Below are 13,942 nucleotides of genomic sequence, written 5' to 3' on the forward strand. Positions count from 1 at the left end.
CGGGAGTCGAATGCTAAAAGAAGCGGCGGCCGCCGCCCATGCCGCCGGGAAGGCCCATGCCCCGGGGGAAACCCCGGCCCTTTTTCCCCATGCCCTTGACCTGCTTCATCAGCTGGCGCATGGAGTCGTATTGCTTGACCAGGCGGTTGACGTCCTCCACCTTCAGGCCGCAGCCGGCGGCGATCCGCCGCTTGCGGGAGGGGTTGAGAATATCCGGCTTGGTGCGCTCCTCCCGGGTCATGGACAGGATGATGGCCTCCACCCGGGAAAACTGCCGCTCGTCGATGTCCACGTCCTTGAGCTGATTGCCCACGCCGGGCAGCATGCTGAGGATGCTTTTGAGATTGCCCATCTTCTGAATCTGCCGCAGCTGATCCAGCATGTCGTTCAGGTCGAACTTGTCTTCCTGCATCTTCCGGGCCATTTTTTCGGCTTCCTTCTGGTCGAACTGCATCTCCGCCTTCTCGATGAGGGACATCACGTCCCCCATGCCGAGAATCCGGGAGGCCATCCGCTCGGGATGGAACACCTCCAGCTCGTCCAGCTTTTCGCCCACACCGGCAAATTTGATGGGCTTGCCGGTGACCGCGCGCACCGACAGGGCCGCGCCGCCCCGGGTGTCGCCGTCCAGCTTGGTCAGCATGACGCCGTCGATGCCCAGCGCCTCGTTGAAGGAGGCGGCCACGTTGACCGCGTCCTGCCCGGTCATGGCGTCCACCACCAGCAGGATTTCCTGCGGGGACACCGCCGCCTTGACGTTTTTCAGCTCGTTCATCAGCTGCTCGTCGATGTGCAGCCGGCCGGCGGTATCCAGAATCACATAGTCGTTGCCGTAATCCCGGGCGTGAGCCACCGCCTTTTTGGCGATGTCCACCGGGTTTGCCGTGCCCATCTCAAACACCGGGACGCCGGCCTTCTCCCCCACCACCTGCAGCTGGGTGATGGCGGCGGGGCGGTAGACGTCGCAGGCCACCAGCAGCGGCCGGTGCCCCTGCTTTTTGAGCATCAGGCCCAGCTTGCCGGAATGGGTGGTCTTGCCGGAGCCCTGTAAGCCGCACATCATGACGATGCAGGGCGGCCGGTTGGCGGTGGCCAGCCGGGCGGCCTCTCCGCCCATGAGGGCGGTCAGCTCCTCGTTGACGATTTTGATGACCATCTGCGCGGGGGTCAGGCTTTCCAGCACCTGGGAGCCGATGGCCCGCTGGGTGACGCTGTTGGTAAAGTCCTTGGCCACCTTATAGTTCACGTCCGCTTCCAGCAGGGCCAGGCGCACCTCGCGCATGGCCTCCTTGACGTCCGCTTCATTCAGTTTGCCCTTATTGCGCAGCCGCTTGAACGCGGCGGACAGCTTATCGGAAAGGCCCTCAAAGGCCATGGTGGTCACCTCTCAATACAAAATGTTGAATCTGTGATATTATTACGCTCTGGAAAGATGGTCGGACAGGGTCAGAATCCGTTTGGCCCGCTCGTCAATCTCCCGGGAATAGCCATAGCGGTCGTTGTATTCCTGAATGTCCTGGGCGGCGGCGCGGATGGCCTCGAAGCCGTCCCGCATCTCGCGGAACCGCTTGGCCAATCCCAGGCGCTCCTCCATCTCGAGCAGCTGGGCCTCGGCCCGCTTGATGGAATCCCGCACGCCCTGGCGGGTGATGCCCTCGTTCTCCGCGATTTCGGACAGGGAAAGGTCGTCGTTGTAGTACAGCTCCACCACATCCCGCTGCTTTTCGGTCAGCATATCGCCGTAAAAATCAAACAGCAGGGATATCTCCAGGTTTTTCGCCATACTGCCCGGCTCCTTTCCCACCCATTGAGTGTAAAGTAAATAACTTTACAGATTATACAACAAGACACGGATTTTGTCAAGAGGGCGCGGGGAAAAAATGGGATGAAAAATCCGCCGCCGAAAAACGGCGGCGGAGGAGACTTGTTCAGCCGGCGGGGGCCGGGCGCTTGCGGTTCAGCCAGGCGATGGTGTCCCGGATGGTCTGGTACAAATCCCGGGGCTGATACCCCAGCTCCCGGGTGGCCTTGTCGTGGGAGAAGCGGTCGTTGCTCGCCAGGGTATACAGGGAATACTTGGTGTAGAGGGGCCGCTCGCGGCGGCGCTTGGCCACCCACTCCAGCATGGGCGCGGCCGCCCGGGCCATCCACATGGGCAGCACCGGCAGCTTCCGGCCGCCCTGCACCTTCTTGGCGATGCGCAGCACGTCCTTGACCTCGTAGTGCCGGTTGGACAGGATGTAGCATTCCCCGGCCCGGCCCTTGTCCACGGCGGCCAGGCAGCCGGCCGCCACGTCCCGCACGTCCACGAAATCGTAGCCGCCCCGCACGCAGGCGGGCAGCTTGCCCCGCACGTAGTCTACCACCAGCTGCACCAGATGGTTGCCGGAGGCGTCGTAGGGGCCGAGGATGCCGGAGGGGTGCACCACCACGGCGTTCAGGCCGGCGGCCGCGGCGTCCAGCACGATCTGGGTGGCCTCCGCCTTGGTCTTGGCATAGCCGCCCACCACCTCGTCGGGCGAAAAATGATGGACCTCCCGCAGCACCTGCAGCCCGTCCTTCTCCGGGATGGCGTGCACCGAGCTGACGTACACCAGCCGGCTCACCCGATGCTCCAGGCACAGCGCGGTGATGTTGCGGGTGCCCCCCACGTTGACGGCGTACATGGCTGGCGAGACCTTATCGGCAATGTCGACGATGCCGGCGGTGTGGATCACCACCACGTCCCGCCCGTCGGTATCGGCGAACAGCGGCTCCAGAGTGGCCTTGTCCCGGACATCCCCCTTGAAATACCGGACGGCGCCGGCATCCGCCACCTTCTCGGCGGGGAGCACCAGCCCCCGCACCGTGGCGCCCGCCCGGCGCAGCATACGGACGATGGTGCCGCCCAAATGCCCGTTGGCGCCGGTAACGATATAGATTCTATCCATGGCGAAAAGCTCCTTTGTTTACAATTGCAGCGTTGATTTTCTTATCCGTTTATATCATACTATAAAGTATACCCGCAAACAATCGACAGAATCCGGACGCTTGTCAGTTCTTCAACATATCCGACAAGACTTGTTGAAAAAGGAAGTGTGTTCATGAAAACGTTACCGTCCGATCACCGCACCCGCGTGACCAAGATGCTGATCCGCCGGGCGTTTACCGATTTGCTGCGCAGCAAGCCCATCCAGAGCATCACCATCCGGGAGCTTTGCGAGCGGGCCGGCATCAACCGGGGCACCTTTTACTGCCACTATACCGATATCTACGATCTGCTTCACCAAATGGAAGAGGAGATGCTGGAGGACTTCAACAAGGCGCTGGAGCCCCTGCTGTCTGCGGGGGGCGAGTCGTTTCATCCCGTGGACATCAGCACCGAGATTTTCCAGTGCCTCAAGGACAACTCCGACATCTGCGCGGTCACGCTGGGCCCCTACGGCGACAAGGAGTTCCTGGCCAAGCTCATCAATCTGGGGCGGGACCGGTGCTTCGGCTCCTACGCCCAGTATTTCAAGGACGCCACCCCCAAGCAGATCGCCTATTTCTACGCGTTCGTCAGCTCCGGCTGCATGGGGCTGCTGCAGCAGTGGCTGGACGACGGGATGACCACCCCGGCGGGCGAAATCGCCCAGATGGCGGAAAACATCATGCTCTACGGCATGGGCTTCTTGGGAAAAATGGGATGAAAAAGGCTCCGGCTTGCGTCATGCAGCCGGAGCCTCTGCTTTTGTCAATCCGCTTCTTCGCCCAGGCAGACGCCGTTCTCGTGGCCGGTGATCCGCACGTCCAGGCAGGAGCCCAGCGGCCGGGCGGTGCGCACCCGCACGGGCAGATAGTTGGGGGCGTACCCCTCGGCCAAGCCGTCCTCCCGGCGGGTTTCCAGCAGCACGGCGGCGGTGGATCCCACCTGCGCCGCGGCATAGGCATCCCGCAGGCGGTCGCCCAGGGCCGTCATCCGGCGGCTGCGTTCCGCCTTGACGGCGGCGGACAGCTGGCCCGGGGCCTTGGCGGCCGGCGTACCGGGGCGGCGGGAATAGGCGAAAACGTGCAGGCGGGAGAAGCCGACGGCCTCCACGAAGGCCAGGGACTGGGCGAACTCCTCCTCGTCCTCGCCGGGGAACCCCACCATCACGTCAGTGGTCAGGGCGCAGCCGGGGAACGCCTCCCGCAGCCGGCCGGCGATCCGCCGGTATGCGGCGGTGTCGTAGTGGCGGTTCATCCGCCGGAGGGTGGCGTCGCAGCCGCTTTGCAGCGCCAGATGGAACTGGGGGCACAGCCGAGGCTGCGCGGCCAGGCGGCGCACCACCTCCTCCGACAAGGCGTCCGGCTCGAGAGAGCCCAGGCGCACCCGCTCGATCCCCTCCACGGAGCAGGCGGTCTCCACCGCGTCGGCGATGGACAGGCCCCATTCCTGGCCATAGGCGGTCAGGTTGATGCCCACCAGCACCACCTCCCGGAAGCCCCGCGCCGCCAAGGCGCGCAGCTCATGGGCGACATCCTCCGGCGGCTTGGAGCGGACGCGTCCCCGGGCATACGGGATGATGCAGTAGGAACAAAAGCGGTTGCACCCGTCCTGGATCTTGACGAACGCGCGGGTGCGGCCCTGGAAGTCGTCGATCTCCAGCGGCTCCAGCCGCGCGTCGTGCTCCCCGATGTCCACAATCCGCCGGCCGTTTTGGAGGAAGGCGGCGAGATGGCGGGGCAGGGCGCGGCGGGACGCGTTGCCCAGCACGATGTCCGCCTCGGCGAAGCCCTCCGCCTCCTCGGGGAAGGCCTGGGGCATGCAGCCGGTGAGCGCCAGCACGGCGTGGGGGTTGTCCCGCCGGCAGCGGCGCAGCAGCTGCCGCAGCTTCCGGTCGCTTTCGCCGGTCACGGTGCAGGAGTTGATGACCAGCCCGTCGGCGGACAGGGCCGCCTCGTCGCCGGGGACAAACTCCCCCGTCTCGAAGCCCTCGGCCTCCAGAAGGCGGCGCATGGCCTGGGTTTCGTATTGGTTCACCTTGCAGCCCAAGGTGTGAAAGACAATTTTCATAAGAATGAACAGCCCTTTCCGTGCAATCCGTCTATGTCATGCGGTTTGCATGTTCCTCACACTTTCACCATTATAATCGAAATATGCCGCAATTTCAATCAACAGTTTGTTCCCTTTCCCGGTTGTTTTCCGTGTGCTTTGCGGATATAATGAACAATGGGTTACAGGTGCTACTCCCCATTACGCGGGTCTTATCCCCGCCTCCGGAAGCGTAAACCTTCAACAACATGAACAGGAGAGGGGTCTTTCAGATGTATAAAGCGACCGTGCATTTTGAAACCGTGGTGGAAGCCAAGGCTTTTGTCACCGCCAGCAACGAGGTGGACTTTAAAGTAGAGTTGGTGTCCGGCCCGTATATCATCGATGCCAAGTCTATCATGGGCCTGTTCAGCCTGGATTTATCCAAGCCCATCGAGCTGCAGGCCTACTGCAAGGACGACGGCACCTTCGCCGCGTACAAGGAAAGAATCAAGGAATTCCTCCTCGAAGAATAAAACCCGCCGCCGGCAGCCGCCGGCGGCGTTTTTTTGCCCATAAGCGAGATAAACGGCGGTTTTTCCGCATATGCTGTACCGAACAGGCGGGAACCCGTGAAGGGGACTCCCGCATTTGGCAGAAAGGGCGGAGAAACACATGAAACACAACAAGCGGGCGCAGCGGCTGCTGGCGGCGCTGTGCTGCACAGCCCTGCTGGCGGGCTGGGGCGGGCTGGAGGCCTTCGCCAAGGAGGCACCGGCGCTGATGACCGACGAGAGCGACGGCGCCACGGCGGCGCAGCTCCTCCAGGAAACCGACGACGAATGGGTGACCACCGCCACCCAGCCCGCCGACGCCGGCTCCCTGTCGGTGGCGGGCAAGGGCGCGGTGCTCATGGAGCTGTCCAGCGGACAGATCCTGTTCGAGCAGACCCCCCATGAGAAGGTGGCCATCGCCTCGGTGACCAAAATCATGACCCTGCTGCTGGTGATGGAAGCGCTGGACGCGGGGCAGATCTCCCTGGACGACAAGGTATCCTGCTCCGCCACCGCGGCCTCCATGGGCGGCAGCCAGATCTGGCTTAAGGAGGGGGAGGTCATGACCGTCCACGAGCTGACCAAGGCGGCGGCGGTGGTCTCGGCCAACGACGCCTGCGCGGCCCTGGCGGAGCATATCTGTGGCTCCATTGACGCCTTTGTGACCAAAATGAACGAACGGGCGGCCCAGCTGGGCATGGCGGACACGAAATTCCTCGATTGCAGCGGCCTGAGCGACGACGCCTATTCCTCCGCCCACGACGTGGCCGTCATGTCCCGGGAGCTGATGAAGCACAAGAAAATCACCGAGTACACCACCATCTGGATGGATACCCTGCGGGACGGCAAGTCCCAGCTGGTCAACACCAACAAGCTGGTGCGCCACTACAAGGGGGCCACCGGGCTGAAAACCGGCACCACCCAGAAGGCGGGCCACTGCCTGTCCGCCACGGCACAGCGGGACGGCATGGGCCTGGTGGCGGTCATTCTGGGCTGCTCCACCACCGACGAGCGGTTCGGCGGCGCGCGCAAAATGCTGGACTACGGGTTCGCCAGCTACGGCATCCACACGCCTCAAATCGACCAGAACCAGCTGCAGCCGGTCAAGGTGCTGCGGGGGGTGGAGCCTCAGGTGGACATCACGGTGGAGACGCCCGCCCCCGTCCTGGTCAAAAAGGGGCAGGAAAAAGCCATCGTCACCACCATCGAGCTGGCCGAGGACCTGGAAGCGCCGGTTCTGCAGGGCCAGGTGGTGGGCGAGGTCGTCCTCAAGCTGGACGACAAGGAGGTGGCGACCTACCCCATCCGGGCGGCCAAGGCCGTCGGCGCGGTCAATTTCGGCGTGGCCTTCCGCTGGCTGTTCGACGCCCTGCTGGGCTGACGCGCGGGAGGGAATCCCCTTGCAGTCGTTTGAAAAAGACCTCCTTCATGCGCGGAAAGCCGCCCCTTTGATGGGGCGGCTTTTTTTATGCCTCTTCCCGCTCCTCCGCGAATAGAAGGACGAAGGCGGCGGCCAGCAGGACACAGCCGGCCAGGGCCGCCCGCACGCCGAGCAGGCGGCCAAGCAGCGCGCCCCCCGCCGCACCGGCGACGAAAAACAGGAGGATGCCCGCGTATTGCAGCCCGGCCCGCAAATCCTCCCGCCGCCGCTGCGCCGCGTACCGGCACAGCCGTTCGGTGGCGGAACGCAGGTTGCCGGTGCACATGGTGGTGGCGAAGGCGTTGCCCTCCAGGGCGCGGAAGGCCTGCACCTGCATGGCGCACAGGAAGGAAATAGCCACGTTGGCCGCCATATCCCACCGCCCCGCCGGGAGGAAGGCCACCGCCAGCAGGATGGCGCACTCGGCCCCCAGGACGATTTGCCGCCAATGGAGGCGGGCGGCCCGTCCCCGCGGCGAGGCGGCCCAGCGGCGGCGCAGCCCCTCGGTGGCGGCCACGCCGGCAGCGAAGGCCAGGATAGGCACGAGATACCCCAAGGCCCGGCCGGGCTCCCCCTCGGCCAGCCGCATGCCCAGCAGCACGATGTTGCCGGTCTGGGCGTTGGCGAACACCCCGCCTCGCAGCAGGTAGGTATAGGCGTCCAGGAAGCCCCCCGCCGCCGCCAGCAGGGCCCCCAGGGCAAAGGTTTCGGACAGCGGGGGCCTTCGCGCCCCCGCGGGTTGTCTGCGCATGGTTTATTCCGCCTCCTCGCAGCGGTAGACATAGGCGGCGCGGCGGATGAAATCCTCGGTCAGGCCGAAGCGCTCCGCCAGCTCCCACACCTCGGTGCAGCCCTCCTTCACCGCCCGCTCCAGCTCCTCCTTCGGCAGCAGGGCGTGCACCGCCCATTTATCCGCCCGGTACTCGTGCCGCTCCCGCACGTCGCAGGCGCTGCTCCGGCTGTAAAAGCTGCCGGTGACACAGTGGCCGATTTCGTGGGCCAGCTTCACCCGCCCATCGGCCATGCTGCCGATAGCCAGGGGATCCAGCGCGATGTAGCACCGCCCGGCCATGGTCAGGGACAAGCACCCGCAGGCCGGCAGCGGGCCGTAGTAGACCTCGATGTCCCGCCCGGCCGCGTATTCCAGCAGCCCCGGCTCCCCGGCGATTCCGGATGATTGGCGCAATGCATTTCACTTCCCTTACTTCTCCGGCCGCGCCCCCCGCAGCCTCTGGCTCAGCGCGGTGAGCAGGTCGGACATGAACAGAATGTTTTGTCCACCCGTATGGTCGTAGGCTCTTTCTCTTAGGAGCGCATCGACGGTCACGGTCAGACGGCACCGCCCCTCCCCCAGCCGCTGAACTGTGAGGATACAGACGTAATCGTTGGTGCGCAGATACCGGCGGGTGATGGACGCCTGGGCGTATAAAAGCGCTGGGTCGATGCTAGGCCGTGCCCATTTCGGGCAGCGGCCCATGGACAGCAACGCCTCATAGGCGGCGGACAGCGCCGTTTCGGCCGCTTCCGGGACCTCGATGCTCACCTGTGTGTTCATAAAGCTCTCCCCCCTTCCGGGTGAAACTATCTCGCTCCGAGAATACGCCCCCTTTTATTCCTCTTCCTTCTGGCGCGCCTGGATGAACTGGGCGAAGCGCTTGACCTCCGCATACATCTCGTCCGTCACCGGGCCGCTCCCCTGGAACAAGGCGAACTTGATATCCTCGTCGCTGACGACGCCCAGATCTCCGCCCTCCCGGCGTTCGGTTTTCCCCAGCAGATAATCCACCGACACATGGAAATAGTCCGCCACCCGGGACAGCGTCTCGGCGTCCAGCGTCCGGTTCTCGTTCTCCCAGTTGGAAACCGTGTTCTGCGCCACCCCCATGTCCTTGGCAAACTGCGCCTGACTGATCCCCGCCTGGGTTCGCATGGTCTTGAGCCTGAGCATATTGACCGCCCTTTCTTCCGTGAAATAGTTTTCTGCACTGCCAGAATATCACTTCACGAGAAAAAAGTAAAGAAATATTTCCGAAAAATTCAAATATGGGATTGACAGGCATCTCACAGCGTGCTATAATCACGTCATGAGATACATTCCATCTCAAATATTCGAACTGGGAGGTTTTGTATATGCGAGGTTGGCTCAGGCAGCTGCGCAAGGATCGGGGACTGACACAGAGGGAGGTGGCCGCGCGGCTGGGGATTTGCCAAAGCTACTACGGCTACATCGAGACGCGGGGGCGGCAGAAGAAAATCGACCTGCCCCTGCTGGCGAAAATCGCCGGGGTGTTCCAGGTGCCGCTGATGGCCCTGGTGGACATCGAGACCAGCGCGGCGGAGGACATGGAAAAGAAGCCGGGGGAACGCTCATGAGCGGGACGGCGGCCCCTTCCGAGGGGGCAAGTACCAATATATACCAATGCCTGTCCAATAAAGGGGACACACGCGCCTTGGGCAAATCCGATTTGCTGGGCGGGCCGATCATCGATGCGCTGCTGGACATGCCGGAGGGGACGGACAAGATCCTGCGGCAGGTGGAGCTGGAGGAACGGGCCAGGGATTTGGGCATCAAGGCCGCGTTTGACCGGCTGCTGAACAGCCGGCGGAAGGAATGGCAGGCCGCCATGCGGGTGCGGCGGCGGGAGCTGAAGGCCGCGAAGCGGCCCATCTCCCTCCAGGCGGGGGAGGACGGATCGCTGGATCGCATCGAGAACTATCTGCGCATTCTGACCGAGGACCCGGCCTGGAAGAACCAGCTGTGGTTCAACGAGCTGACCCACGCGCCGGAATGGCGGAGGCCGGGGGAACCGGCCCAGCGCTGGGCCGAGAACCTCGAGGCCACCCTGAGGCTGTACATCGAGAGCGTCTATGGCCTGCACAACCCGAAAAAGCTGACCGACGCGCTGCAAATCGCCTTCCACCTGCAGCCCTATCACCCGGTGCGGGAGGCGATCACGGCCCTGCGGTGGGACGGGAAGCCCCGCCTGGAGGAGATGCTCATCCGGTATCTCGGCGCGCCGGACACCGCCTATACCCGGGAGGTCAGCCGCCTGATTTTCGCCGGCGGCATCCACCGGGCCTTCCGGCCGGGCTGCAAGTTCGACGTGATGCCGGTGCTGGTGGGCCTGCGGCAGGGGGAGGGCAAATCCACCTTCGTGCGGTGGCTGGCCATGGACGACGCCTTCTTCCGGGAGGTCACCGTCCTGGAGGGGCAGAAGGGCTCCGAAGCCGTGGAGGGGGCCTGGATCTGCGAAATGGCCGAGCTGCTGGCCCTCCGGCGGGCCAAGGACGCGGAGGCGGTCAAAGGCTTCATCTCCCGCCAGTCGGACAGCTACCGCCGGCCCTATCAGCGGCACACCGAGGACGTGCCCCGCGGCTGCATCTACATCGGCACCACCAACCGCGCGGAGTTTTTAACGGACGTTACCGGGAACCGCCGTTTCTATCCCATCACCTGCCGGGGAGACGGCTCCGACCTGTTCGCCCGGGAGGAGGAGGTCCGTGCCGACATCCGCCAATGCTGGGCCGAGGCATACCAGCGATTCCGAACTGATTGTCTGCCGGAAGTTGCAAATCGCAACATTGAGGAGGAAGCGGAGACGGCGCGGGAGGCAGCCCAGGCGGAGGATGTCCGGCGGGGGCTGATCGCCGACTATCTGGAAAACCGGCGGGAGGTCTGCATCCTGGAGCTGTGGCGGGAGGCCCTGCAGGAGCCGGGAAAGCCCGCTCCTAGGCAGAGCTTGGAGATCGCCGACCTCCTGCAGGGGCTGGAGGGCTGGGAGCGCGGATCCGGCAACCGCCGGTTTTCCGGCTACGGCGTCCAGAAATATTGGGTAAAGCGCACAAGAGATTTGTTACCGGAGGTCATCGAGTAACCATCCGGTAACAGGCCGGTAACCCGCATGGCGCCTAGGTTTTTCCCACTTTGTTACTCATGTTACCAGTTTTATATAAAAGATGTATCCTATAGGAACGGTACAGGAAAAGAGGGTAAGAGAACCTATTGAAAAATACCGGTTACACCGGTAACACGGGGCCGGACGGAAAGAAACGAGCGGCGGTTCGGTCTTTGTAAAAATAACTGTTGTTTATAATATCCGTTGATAAATGGAAAGGAGCCATTTTTATGCCGATGAAAAAGGATTTGAAGCTGGACCAGTATGACATCAGCCCCTACGCTTACCGGGAGCTGCACAATTTCTGCCTGCAGTATCCGGAGAAGAAGCGGCGGCTGCGGGAGCTGGAAAGCCCCTTCGGTGGGCCGCGGGGCAGCGACCCCACCGCCGGACGGGCCACCCGGGCGGCGACCCTGGCGGCGGACATCGCCCTTATCGAAAAAACGGCCCGCCAGGCGGCGGGCGCGCAGGCCCCCTATCTGGTGGAGGCGGTGACCGAGGACATGCCCTGGCACTACCTGCGCATGCGCAAGGGCCTGCCGCTGGGCGAAAAAAGCTTCAACGGCATCCGGAGGCAGTTCTACTATCTGCTGGCCAAGGAAAAGCGGATCGTGTGAAGGGGGCTATTGGCAATCGAACCGGATGAAAAACCTTGTATTTGCGGTCATTCGTTATATCTCAAGGGCTCTCCGTTCTGATTGTCCTTCTAAACTCCACAAAAAATTTATATCCGCCACCCTCTTTATAAATCAGTGTACCGATATCGCCATCTTCTAGGATGGCGTAGTCATCGTGGACGACGTTCAAGCATTTTCTTTCCCCATCCGGCAATTCAAAGGTCACGTAGAAAATCGTGCTTGTTGAATAGCGATTCCCTACTGTTTTTCTGCTCTTATTAATCACCCGCACTCCTTCTGCTTTTTGTTCCGGAAGGGTAAGAAAGGCGTTTTTGGCAATGGTTCTTTTCCGAAACAGGATAAACAGCATCGGTATAAATATCAGGAATATAAGCAAAAAAATACCCGCAGTCATTAAGAAAGCAACCCCGCTGGTATCGTCATGGATGCTGAAGCTGTACATTGCCATTATAACAAAAAAAGACAAGAACACGGTCGCGGCAAAAATGGAGACAAAGCCTCCCCAGTTATGGTGCTTTTTCATTTCCGACACCCCTTATATATCCGCCCCTGACAGTTCCCCGGAAAGCTGCTTTCAGTTCAAAGACGCGGCATATTTCTCCAGCGTCATGGTCTCGACCGGTGGCACGTCAAAGTTGAACACCGCATGTTTATCAGGAGAAATGCCGTTCTCATAAACGTATACCTCGATGCTTTTGGTGTCCGCAGGGATACGCGTGCCCCAATAACCTTTCGCACGTTTTCCAGGGGCCAGATAATCACTGCCAATGTATATATTCGTTCCAATTAAATCGTCTTTTGTAGTGACCACTACGTCATCAATGTACACATCATAGGCTTCTGTTGTCAACACATAGCCTTGTGTCGAAGAAACATTCTCAATTTCAATCCCCATAATTATCAGAACCTGTTTTTTTTCCTTAAGCTCGGCGGATGTAAATGTCTTTAAATCATATACCGTAGCATGCATATCGGAGCCTTTATACAGTTGATTCAGCTCCGTTATAGGTTCAGATATAGGTTCAGAACTCGTTAATCCTTGACTTGAATGAATCGAAGAATTCGGCTTTTTAGTTGGCAGGAGATTACAGGCCGAGCAGGAAAGCACGGCCATAGCGCAAATCATCGTCACAAGAATCCGCTGGAAATTTTTCAATGTTCTCAACCCTTCATTTTAGCTTTAGCCCAAATACATATTCCCTCTTCTTTTCATGCGGTATGCACCTCTAGTAAAGGCTTCGTCTTCCAGGCTTTTCCATTACCTTCAGTATACCTGACTGGGAAGCGGGCTGCAAGCGGTAACGTGTGTAAATTTTTCACAAATGCCAAAAAATTTCCCCAATTTTATAGCATGGGTGCCGGTCATGGGTCCGACTTGGGTGGTAAATTGAATACAGGAGCCGGACGGGAAGGCGAGGCGCGGAGGGTCCGCGGCCTCTTCCGGTTTCCGCCATAGGAAGGAAGTGAACAAGATGGAATCTATCCGCGTCACCTGCCTGCTGGACAGAAGCTGGGATATCACGGCCAAGGAGTATATCGGCACGCAGAAAGCCGGCCTGCTGCTGGATACAGCCAGCGAAGAGGAGGACGGCAAAACGGTCCCGACGGGAATCGTGCTGCTGGACGACGGCGCCTTCGCGTCCGTTCCTTTGGAGTTCATCCGCAAAGAAACCACAGCCAATTAAGAAAGGATGTCATGACCATGAACAGACTGTCTGCCAACAGCACCAAGATCTCCTACAAAACCGGCTCCGACGATTCCGCCGTCTTCAAAGAGCTGGAATTCCTGATGGAAGTCCCGGAATTCGGCGGCGCCCCGGAAAAAATCGACGTCACCGTCCTGTCCGACAAGGTCAAGAAGTTCGTGCCCGGCACCGTGGATCTGGGCGACCTGGTGTTCAAGTTCCTGTACGACAATTCCAGCGCCGATTCCAGTTACCGGGTGCTCAAGGGGCTGGCCGACGCCGGCACCGCCGCCACCTTCCAGCTGACCTATCCCGACGGCACGGCCCATGAGTTCGACGCGGTGCCCGCCGTCAAGATGGACGCCGGCACCCTCAACGGCGCGCTGACCTTCAGCTGCACCATGGTGCTGCAGAGCGACATCAAGGTGACCAACCCCGCCTAAAGAACCACGACACAAGCGGAACGGGGCCGGCGATGGCCGGCCCCGTTTTCTACCACGATTCACACTTACAAAGGAGCGAGACGCATGAATAAATTCTATACATTGACCGTCGGCGGCGAGGACTACAAGCTGCGCCTGACCGCGAGCGCCATTATGGCCATCGAGAAGAAGCTGGGCAAGTCCCTGTTCGCGGCGCTGGAGCACATCCAGGACAACATGGTGGAGACCATCACCACCATCCTGTGGGGGGCCATGCAGCCGCTGAACGCCGGGTTCTCCATGGAAAAGGCGACGGCGCTGTTCGACGATTACATCGACGAGGGGCGCTCGG

General features: G+C 61.3%; 19 protein-coding genes. 9 read left to right on the forward strand and 10 right to left on the reverse strand.

The window, feature by feature from the left end; genetic code table 11:
• Nucleotides 1-13: 13 nt before the first annotated feature.
• The 3 genes from ffh to ACSAMM_RS15685 form a co-directional block, all read right to left on the reverse strand.
• A complete protein-coding gene (ffh, locus tag ACSAMM_RS15675; RefSeq protein WP_178722351.1) occupies nt 14-1,375 on the reverse strand; it encodes a signal recognition particle protein in 1,362 nt (453 codons plus the stop codon).
• Nucleotides 1,376-1,417: 42 nt separating this feature from the next.
• Nucleotides 1,418-1,783 carry a YlxM family DNA-binding protein gene (gene ylxM / locus ACSAMM_RS15680; protein ID WP_178722353.1) on the reverse strand — a complete coding sequence of 122 codons (366 nt, stop codon included), beginning with the start codon at nt 1,781-1,783 and terminating at the stop codon, nt 1,418-1,420.
• Between the two features lie 145 nt (nt 1,784-1,928).
• The gene (locus tag ACSAMM_RS15685) at nt 1,929-2,930 is read right to left on the reverse strand and encodes an NAD-dependent epimerase/dehydratase family protein (RefSeq protein WP_178722355.1); all 1,002 of its coding nucleotides are present in this window, start codon (nt 2,928-2,930) and stop codon (nt 1,929-1,931) included.
• Nucleotides 2,931-3,083: 153 nt separating this feature from the next.
• On the opposite strand from ACSAMM_RS15685, the gene ACSAMM_RS15690 reads away from it, so the two are divergent.
• On the forward strand, nt 3,084-3,671 hold the full coding sequence (locus tag ACSAMM_RS15690; RefSeq protein ID WP_178722358.1) for a TetR/AcrR family transcriptional regulator C-terminal domain-containing protein: 588 nt from the start codon (nt 3,084-3,086) through the stop codon (nt 3,669-3,671).
• A gap of 44 nt (nt 3,672-3,715) precedes the next feature.
• Here the strand turns inward: ACSAMM_RS15690 and mtaB are convergent, their stop codons facing one another.
• Entirely contained in the window at nt 3,716-5,017 is a 1,302-nt protein-coding gene (gene mtaB, locus ACSAMM_RS15695) for a tRNA (N(6)-L-threonylcarbamoyladenosine(37)-C(2))-methylthiotransferase MtaB (protein WP_457792303.1), read from the reverse strand.
• A 251-nt stretch (nt 5,018-5,268) separates the two neighbouring features.
• On the opposite strand from mtaB, the gene ACSAMM_RS15700 reads away from it, so the two are divergent.
• Together ACSAMM_RS15700 and ACSAMM_RS15705 are read left to right on the forward strand one after the other, a co-directional pair.
• A complete protein-coding gene (locus ACSAMM_RS15700) occupies nt 5,269-5,511 on the forward strand; it encodes an HPr family phosphocarrier protein (protein WP_178722362.1) in 243 nt (80 codons plus the stop codon).
• 139 nt (nt 5,512-5,650) lie between these two features.
• Nucleotides 5,651-6,910 carry a serine hydrolase gene (locus ACSAMM_RS15705; RefSeq protein WP_178722364.1) on the forward strand — a complete coding sequence of 420 codons (1,260 nt, stop codon included), beginning with the start codon at nt 5,651-5,653 and terminating at the stop codon, nt 6,908-6,910.
• 85 nt (nt 6,911-6,995) lie between these two features.
• Here the strand turns inward: ACSAMM_RS15705 and ACSAMM_RS15710 are convergent, their stop codons facing one another.
• The 4 genes from ACSAMM_RS15710 to ACSAMM_RS15725 are packed head-to-tail and all read right to left on the reverse strand — an operon-like array spanning nt 6,996 to nt 8,897.
• Nucleotides 6,996-7,700, reverse strand: a complete 705-nt coding sequence (locus ACSAMM_RS15710) for a YoaK family protein (protein ID WP_457792304.1) — start codon at nt 7,698-7,700, stop codon at nt 6,996-6,998.
• Between the two features lie 3 nt (nt 7,701-7,703).
• Nucleotides 7,704-8,135, reverse strand: a complete 432-nt coding sequence (locus ACSAMM_RS15715) for an ImmA/IrrE family metallo-endopeptidase (protein ID WP_178722368.1) — start codon at nt 8,133-8,135, stop codon at nt 7,704-7,706.
• A 15-nt stretch (nt 8,136-8,150) separates the two neighbouring features.
• Nucleotides 8,151-8,504 (reverse strand): hypothetical protein, encoded by a 354-nt coding sequence (locus ACSAMM_RS15720; protein WP_178722370.1) that lies wholly within the window; start codon nt 8,502-8,504, stop codon nt 8,151-8,153.
• Nucleotides 8,505-8,558: 54 nt separating this feature from the next.
• Complete coding sequence (locus ACSAMM_RS15725) at nt 8,559-8,897, reverse strand: helix-turn-helix domain-containing protein (RefSeq protein ID WP_178722372.1); 339 nt, start codon at nt 8,895-8,897, stop codon at nt 8,559-8,561.
• A gap of 182 nt (nt 8,898-9,079) precedes the next feature.
• Between ACSAMM_RS15725 and ACSAMM_RS15730 the strand changes: the two genes are divergently transcribed.
• The 3 genes from ACSAMM_RS15730 (at nt 9,080) to ACSAMM_RS15740 (ending at nt 11,462) form a co-directional block, all read left to right on the forward strand.
• Nucleotides 9,080-9,322, forward strand: a complete 243-nt coding sequence (locus ACSAMM_RS15730; RefSeq protein WP_178722374.1) for a helix-turn-helix domain-containing protein — start codon at nt 9,080-9,082, stop codon at nt 9,320-9,322.
• A gap of 77 nt (nt 9,323-9,399) precedes the next feature.
• Entirely contained in the window at nt 9,400-10,824 is a 1,425-nt protein-coding gene (locus ACSAMM_RS15735) for a VapE domain-containing protein (protein ID WP_457792306.1), read from the forward strand.
• A 251-nt stretch (nt 10,825-11,075) separates the two neighbouring features.
• The gene (locus ACSAMM_RS15740; protein WP_178722378.1) at nt 11,076-11,462 is read left to right on the forward strand and encodes a hypothetical protein; all 387 of its coding nucleotides are present in this window, start codon (nt 11,076-11,078) and stop codon (nt 11,460-11,462) included.
• A 61-nt stretch (nt 11,463-11,523) separates the two neighbouring features.
• Here the strand turns inward: ACSAMM_RS15740 and ACSAMM_RS15745 are convergent, their stop codons facing one another.
• A complete protein-coding gene (locus ACSAMM_RS15745) occupies nt 11,524-12,006 on the reverse strand; it encodes a DUF2500 family protein (RefSeq protein ID WP_457792308.1) in 483 nt (160 codons plus the stop codon).
• A gap of 51 nt (nt 12,007-12,057) precedes the next feature.
• Complete coding sequence (locus tag ACSAMM_RS15750) at nt 12,058-12,639, reverse strand: hypothetical protein (RefSeq protein ID WP_457792310.1); 582 nt, start codon at nt 12,637-12,639, stop codon at nt 12,058-12,060.
• A 316-nt stretch (nt 12,640-12,955) separates the two neighbouring features.
• On the opposite strand from ACSAMM_RS15750, the gene ACSAMM_RS15755 reads away from it, so the two are divergent.
• The 3 genes from ACSAMM_RS15755 to ACSAMM_RS15765 all read left to right on the forward strand — a co-directional run.
• On the forward strand, nt 12,956-13,168 hold the full coding sequence (locus ACSAMM_RS15755; protein ID WP_178722384.1) for a hypothetical protein: 213 nt from the start codon (nt 12,956-12,958) through the stop codon (nt 13,166-13,168).
• Between the two features lie 17 nt (nt 13,169-13,185).
• Nucleotides 13,186-13,611, forward strand: coding sequence for a phage tail tube protein (locus tag ACSAMM_RS15760; RefSeq protein WP_178722386.1), 426 nt, complete (start codon nt 13,186-13,188; stop codon nt 13,609-13,611).
• 84 nt (nt 13,612-13,695) lie between these two features.
• Nucleotides 13,696-13,942 (forward strand): DUF6096 family protein (locus tag ACSAMM_RS15765; RefSeq protein ID WP_457792312.1); only part of this gene is annotated, 247 nt, incomplete at its 3' end.

The organism is Anaeromassilibacillus sp. SJQ-5 (assembly GCF_054108045.1).

Excerpts from the sequence above, each read along its gene's own strand:
- ffh (WP_178722351.1), bottom strand. The coding sequence starts at position 1,375 with ATGGCCTTTGAGGGCCTTTCCGATAAGCTGTCCGCCGCGTTCAAGCGG.
- ylxM (WP_178722353.1), bottom strand. The coding sequence starts at position 1,783 with ATGGCGAAAAACCTGGAGATATCCCTGCTGTTTGATTTTTACGGCGAT.
- ACSAMM_RS15685 (WP_178722355.1), bottom strand. The coding sequence starts at position 2,930 with ATGGATAGAATCTATATCGTTACCGGCGCCAACGGGCATTTGGGCGGC.
- ACSAMM_RS15690 (WP_178722358.1), top strand. The coding sequence starts at position 3,084 with ATGAAAACGTTACCGTCCGATCACCGCACCCGCGTGACCAAGATGCTG.
- mtaB (WP_457792303.1), bottom strand. The coding sequence starts at position 5,017 with ATGAAAATTGTCTTTCACACCTTGGGCTGCAAGGTGAACCAATACGAA.
- ACSAMM_RS15700 (WP_178722362.1), top strand. The coding sequence starts at position 5,269 with ATGTATAAAGCGACCGTGCATTTTGAAACCGTGGTGGAAGCCAAGGCT.
- ACSAMM_RS15705 (WP_178722364.1), top strand. The coding sequence starts at position 5,651 with ATGAAACACAACAAGCGGGCGCAGCGGCTGCTGGCGGCGCTGTGCTGC.
- ACSAMM_RS15710 (WP_457792304.1), bottom strand. The coding sequence starts at position 7,700 with ATGCGCAGACAACCCGCGGGGGCGCGAAGGCCCCCGCTGTCCGAAACC.
- ACSAMM_RS15720 (WP_178722370.1), bottom strand. The coding sequence starts at position 8,504 with ATGAACACACAGGTGAGCATCGAGGTCCCGGAAGCGGCCGAAACGGCG.
- ACSAMM_RS15725 (WP_178722372.1), bottom strand. The coding sequence starts at position 8,897 with ATGCTCAGGCTCAAGACCATGCGAACCCAGGCGGGGATCAGTCAGGCG.
- ACSAMM_RS15730 (WP_178722374.1), top strand. The coding sequence starts at position 9,080 with ATGCGAGGTTGGCTCAGGCAGCTGCGCAAGGATCGGGGACTGACACAG.
- ACSAMM_RS15740 (WP_178722378.1), top strand. The coding sequence starts at position 11,076 with ATGCCGATGAAAAAGGATTTGAAGCTGGACCAGTATGACATCAGCCCC.
- ACSAMM_RS15745 (WP_457792308.1), bottom strand. The coding sequence starts at position 12,006 with ATGAAAAAGCACCATAACTGGGGAGGCTTTGTCTCCATTTTTGCCGCG.
- ACSAMM_RS15755 (WP_178722384.1), top strand. The coding sequence starts at position 12,956 with ATGGAATCTATCCGCGTCACCTGCCTGCTGGACAGAAGCTGGGATATC.
- ACSAMM_RS15760 (WP_178722386.1), top strand. The coding sequence starts at position 13,186 with ATGAACAGACTGTCTGCCAACAGCACCAAGATCTCCTACAAAACCGGC.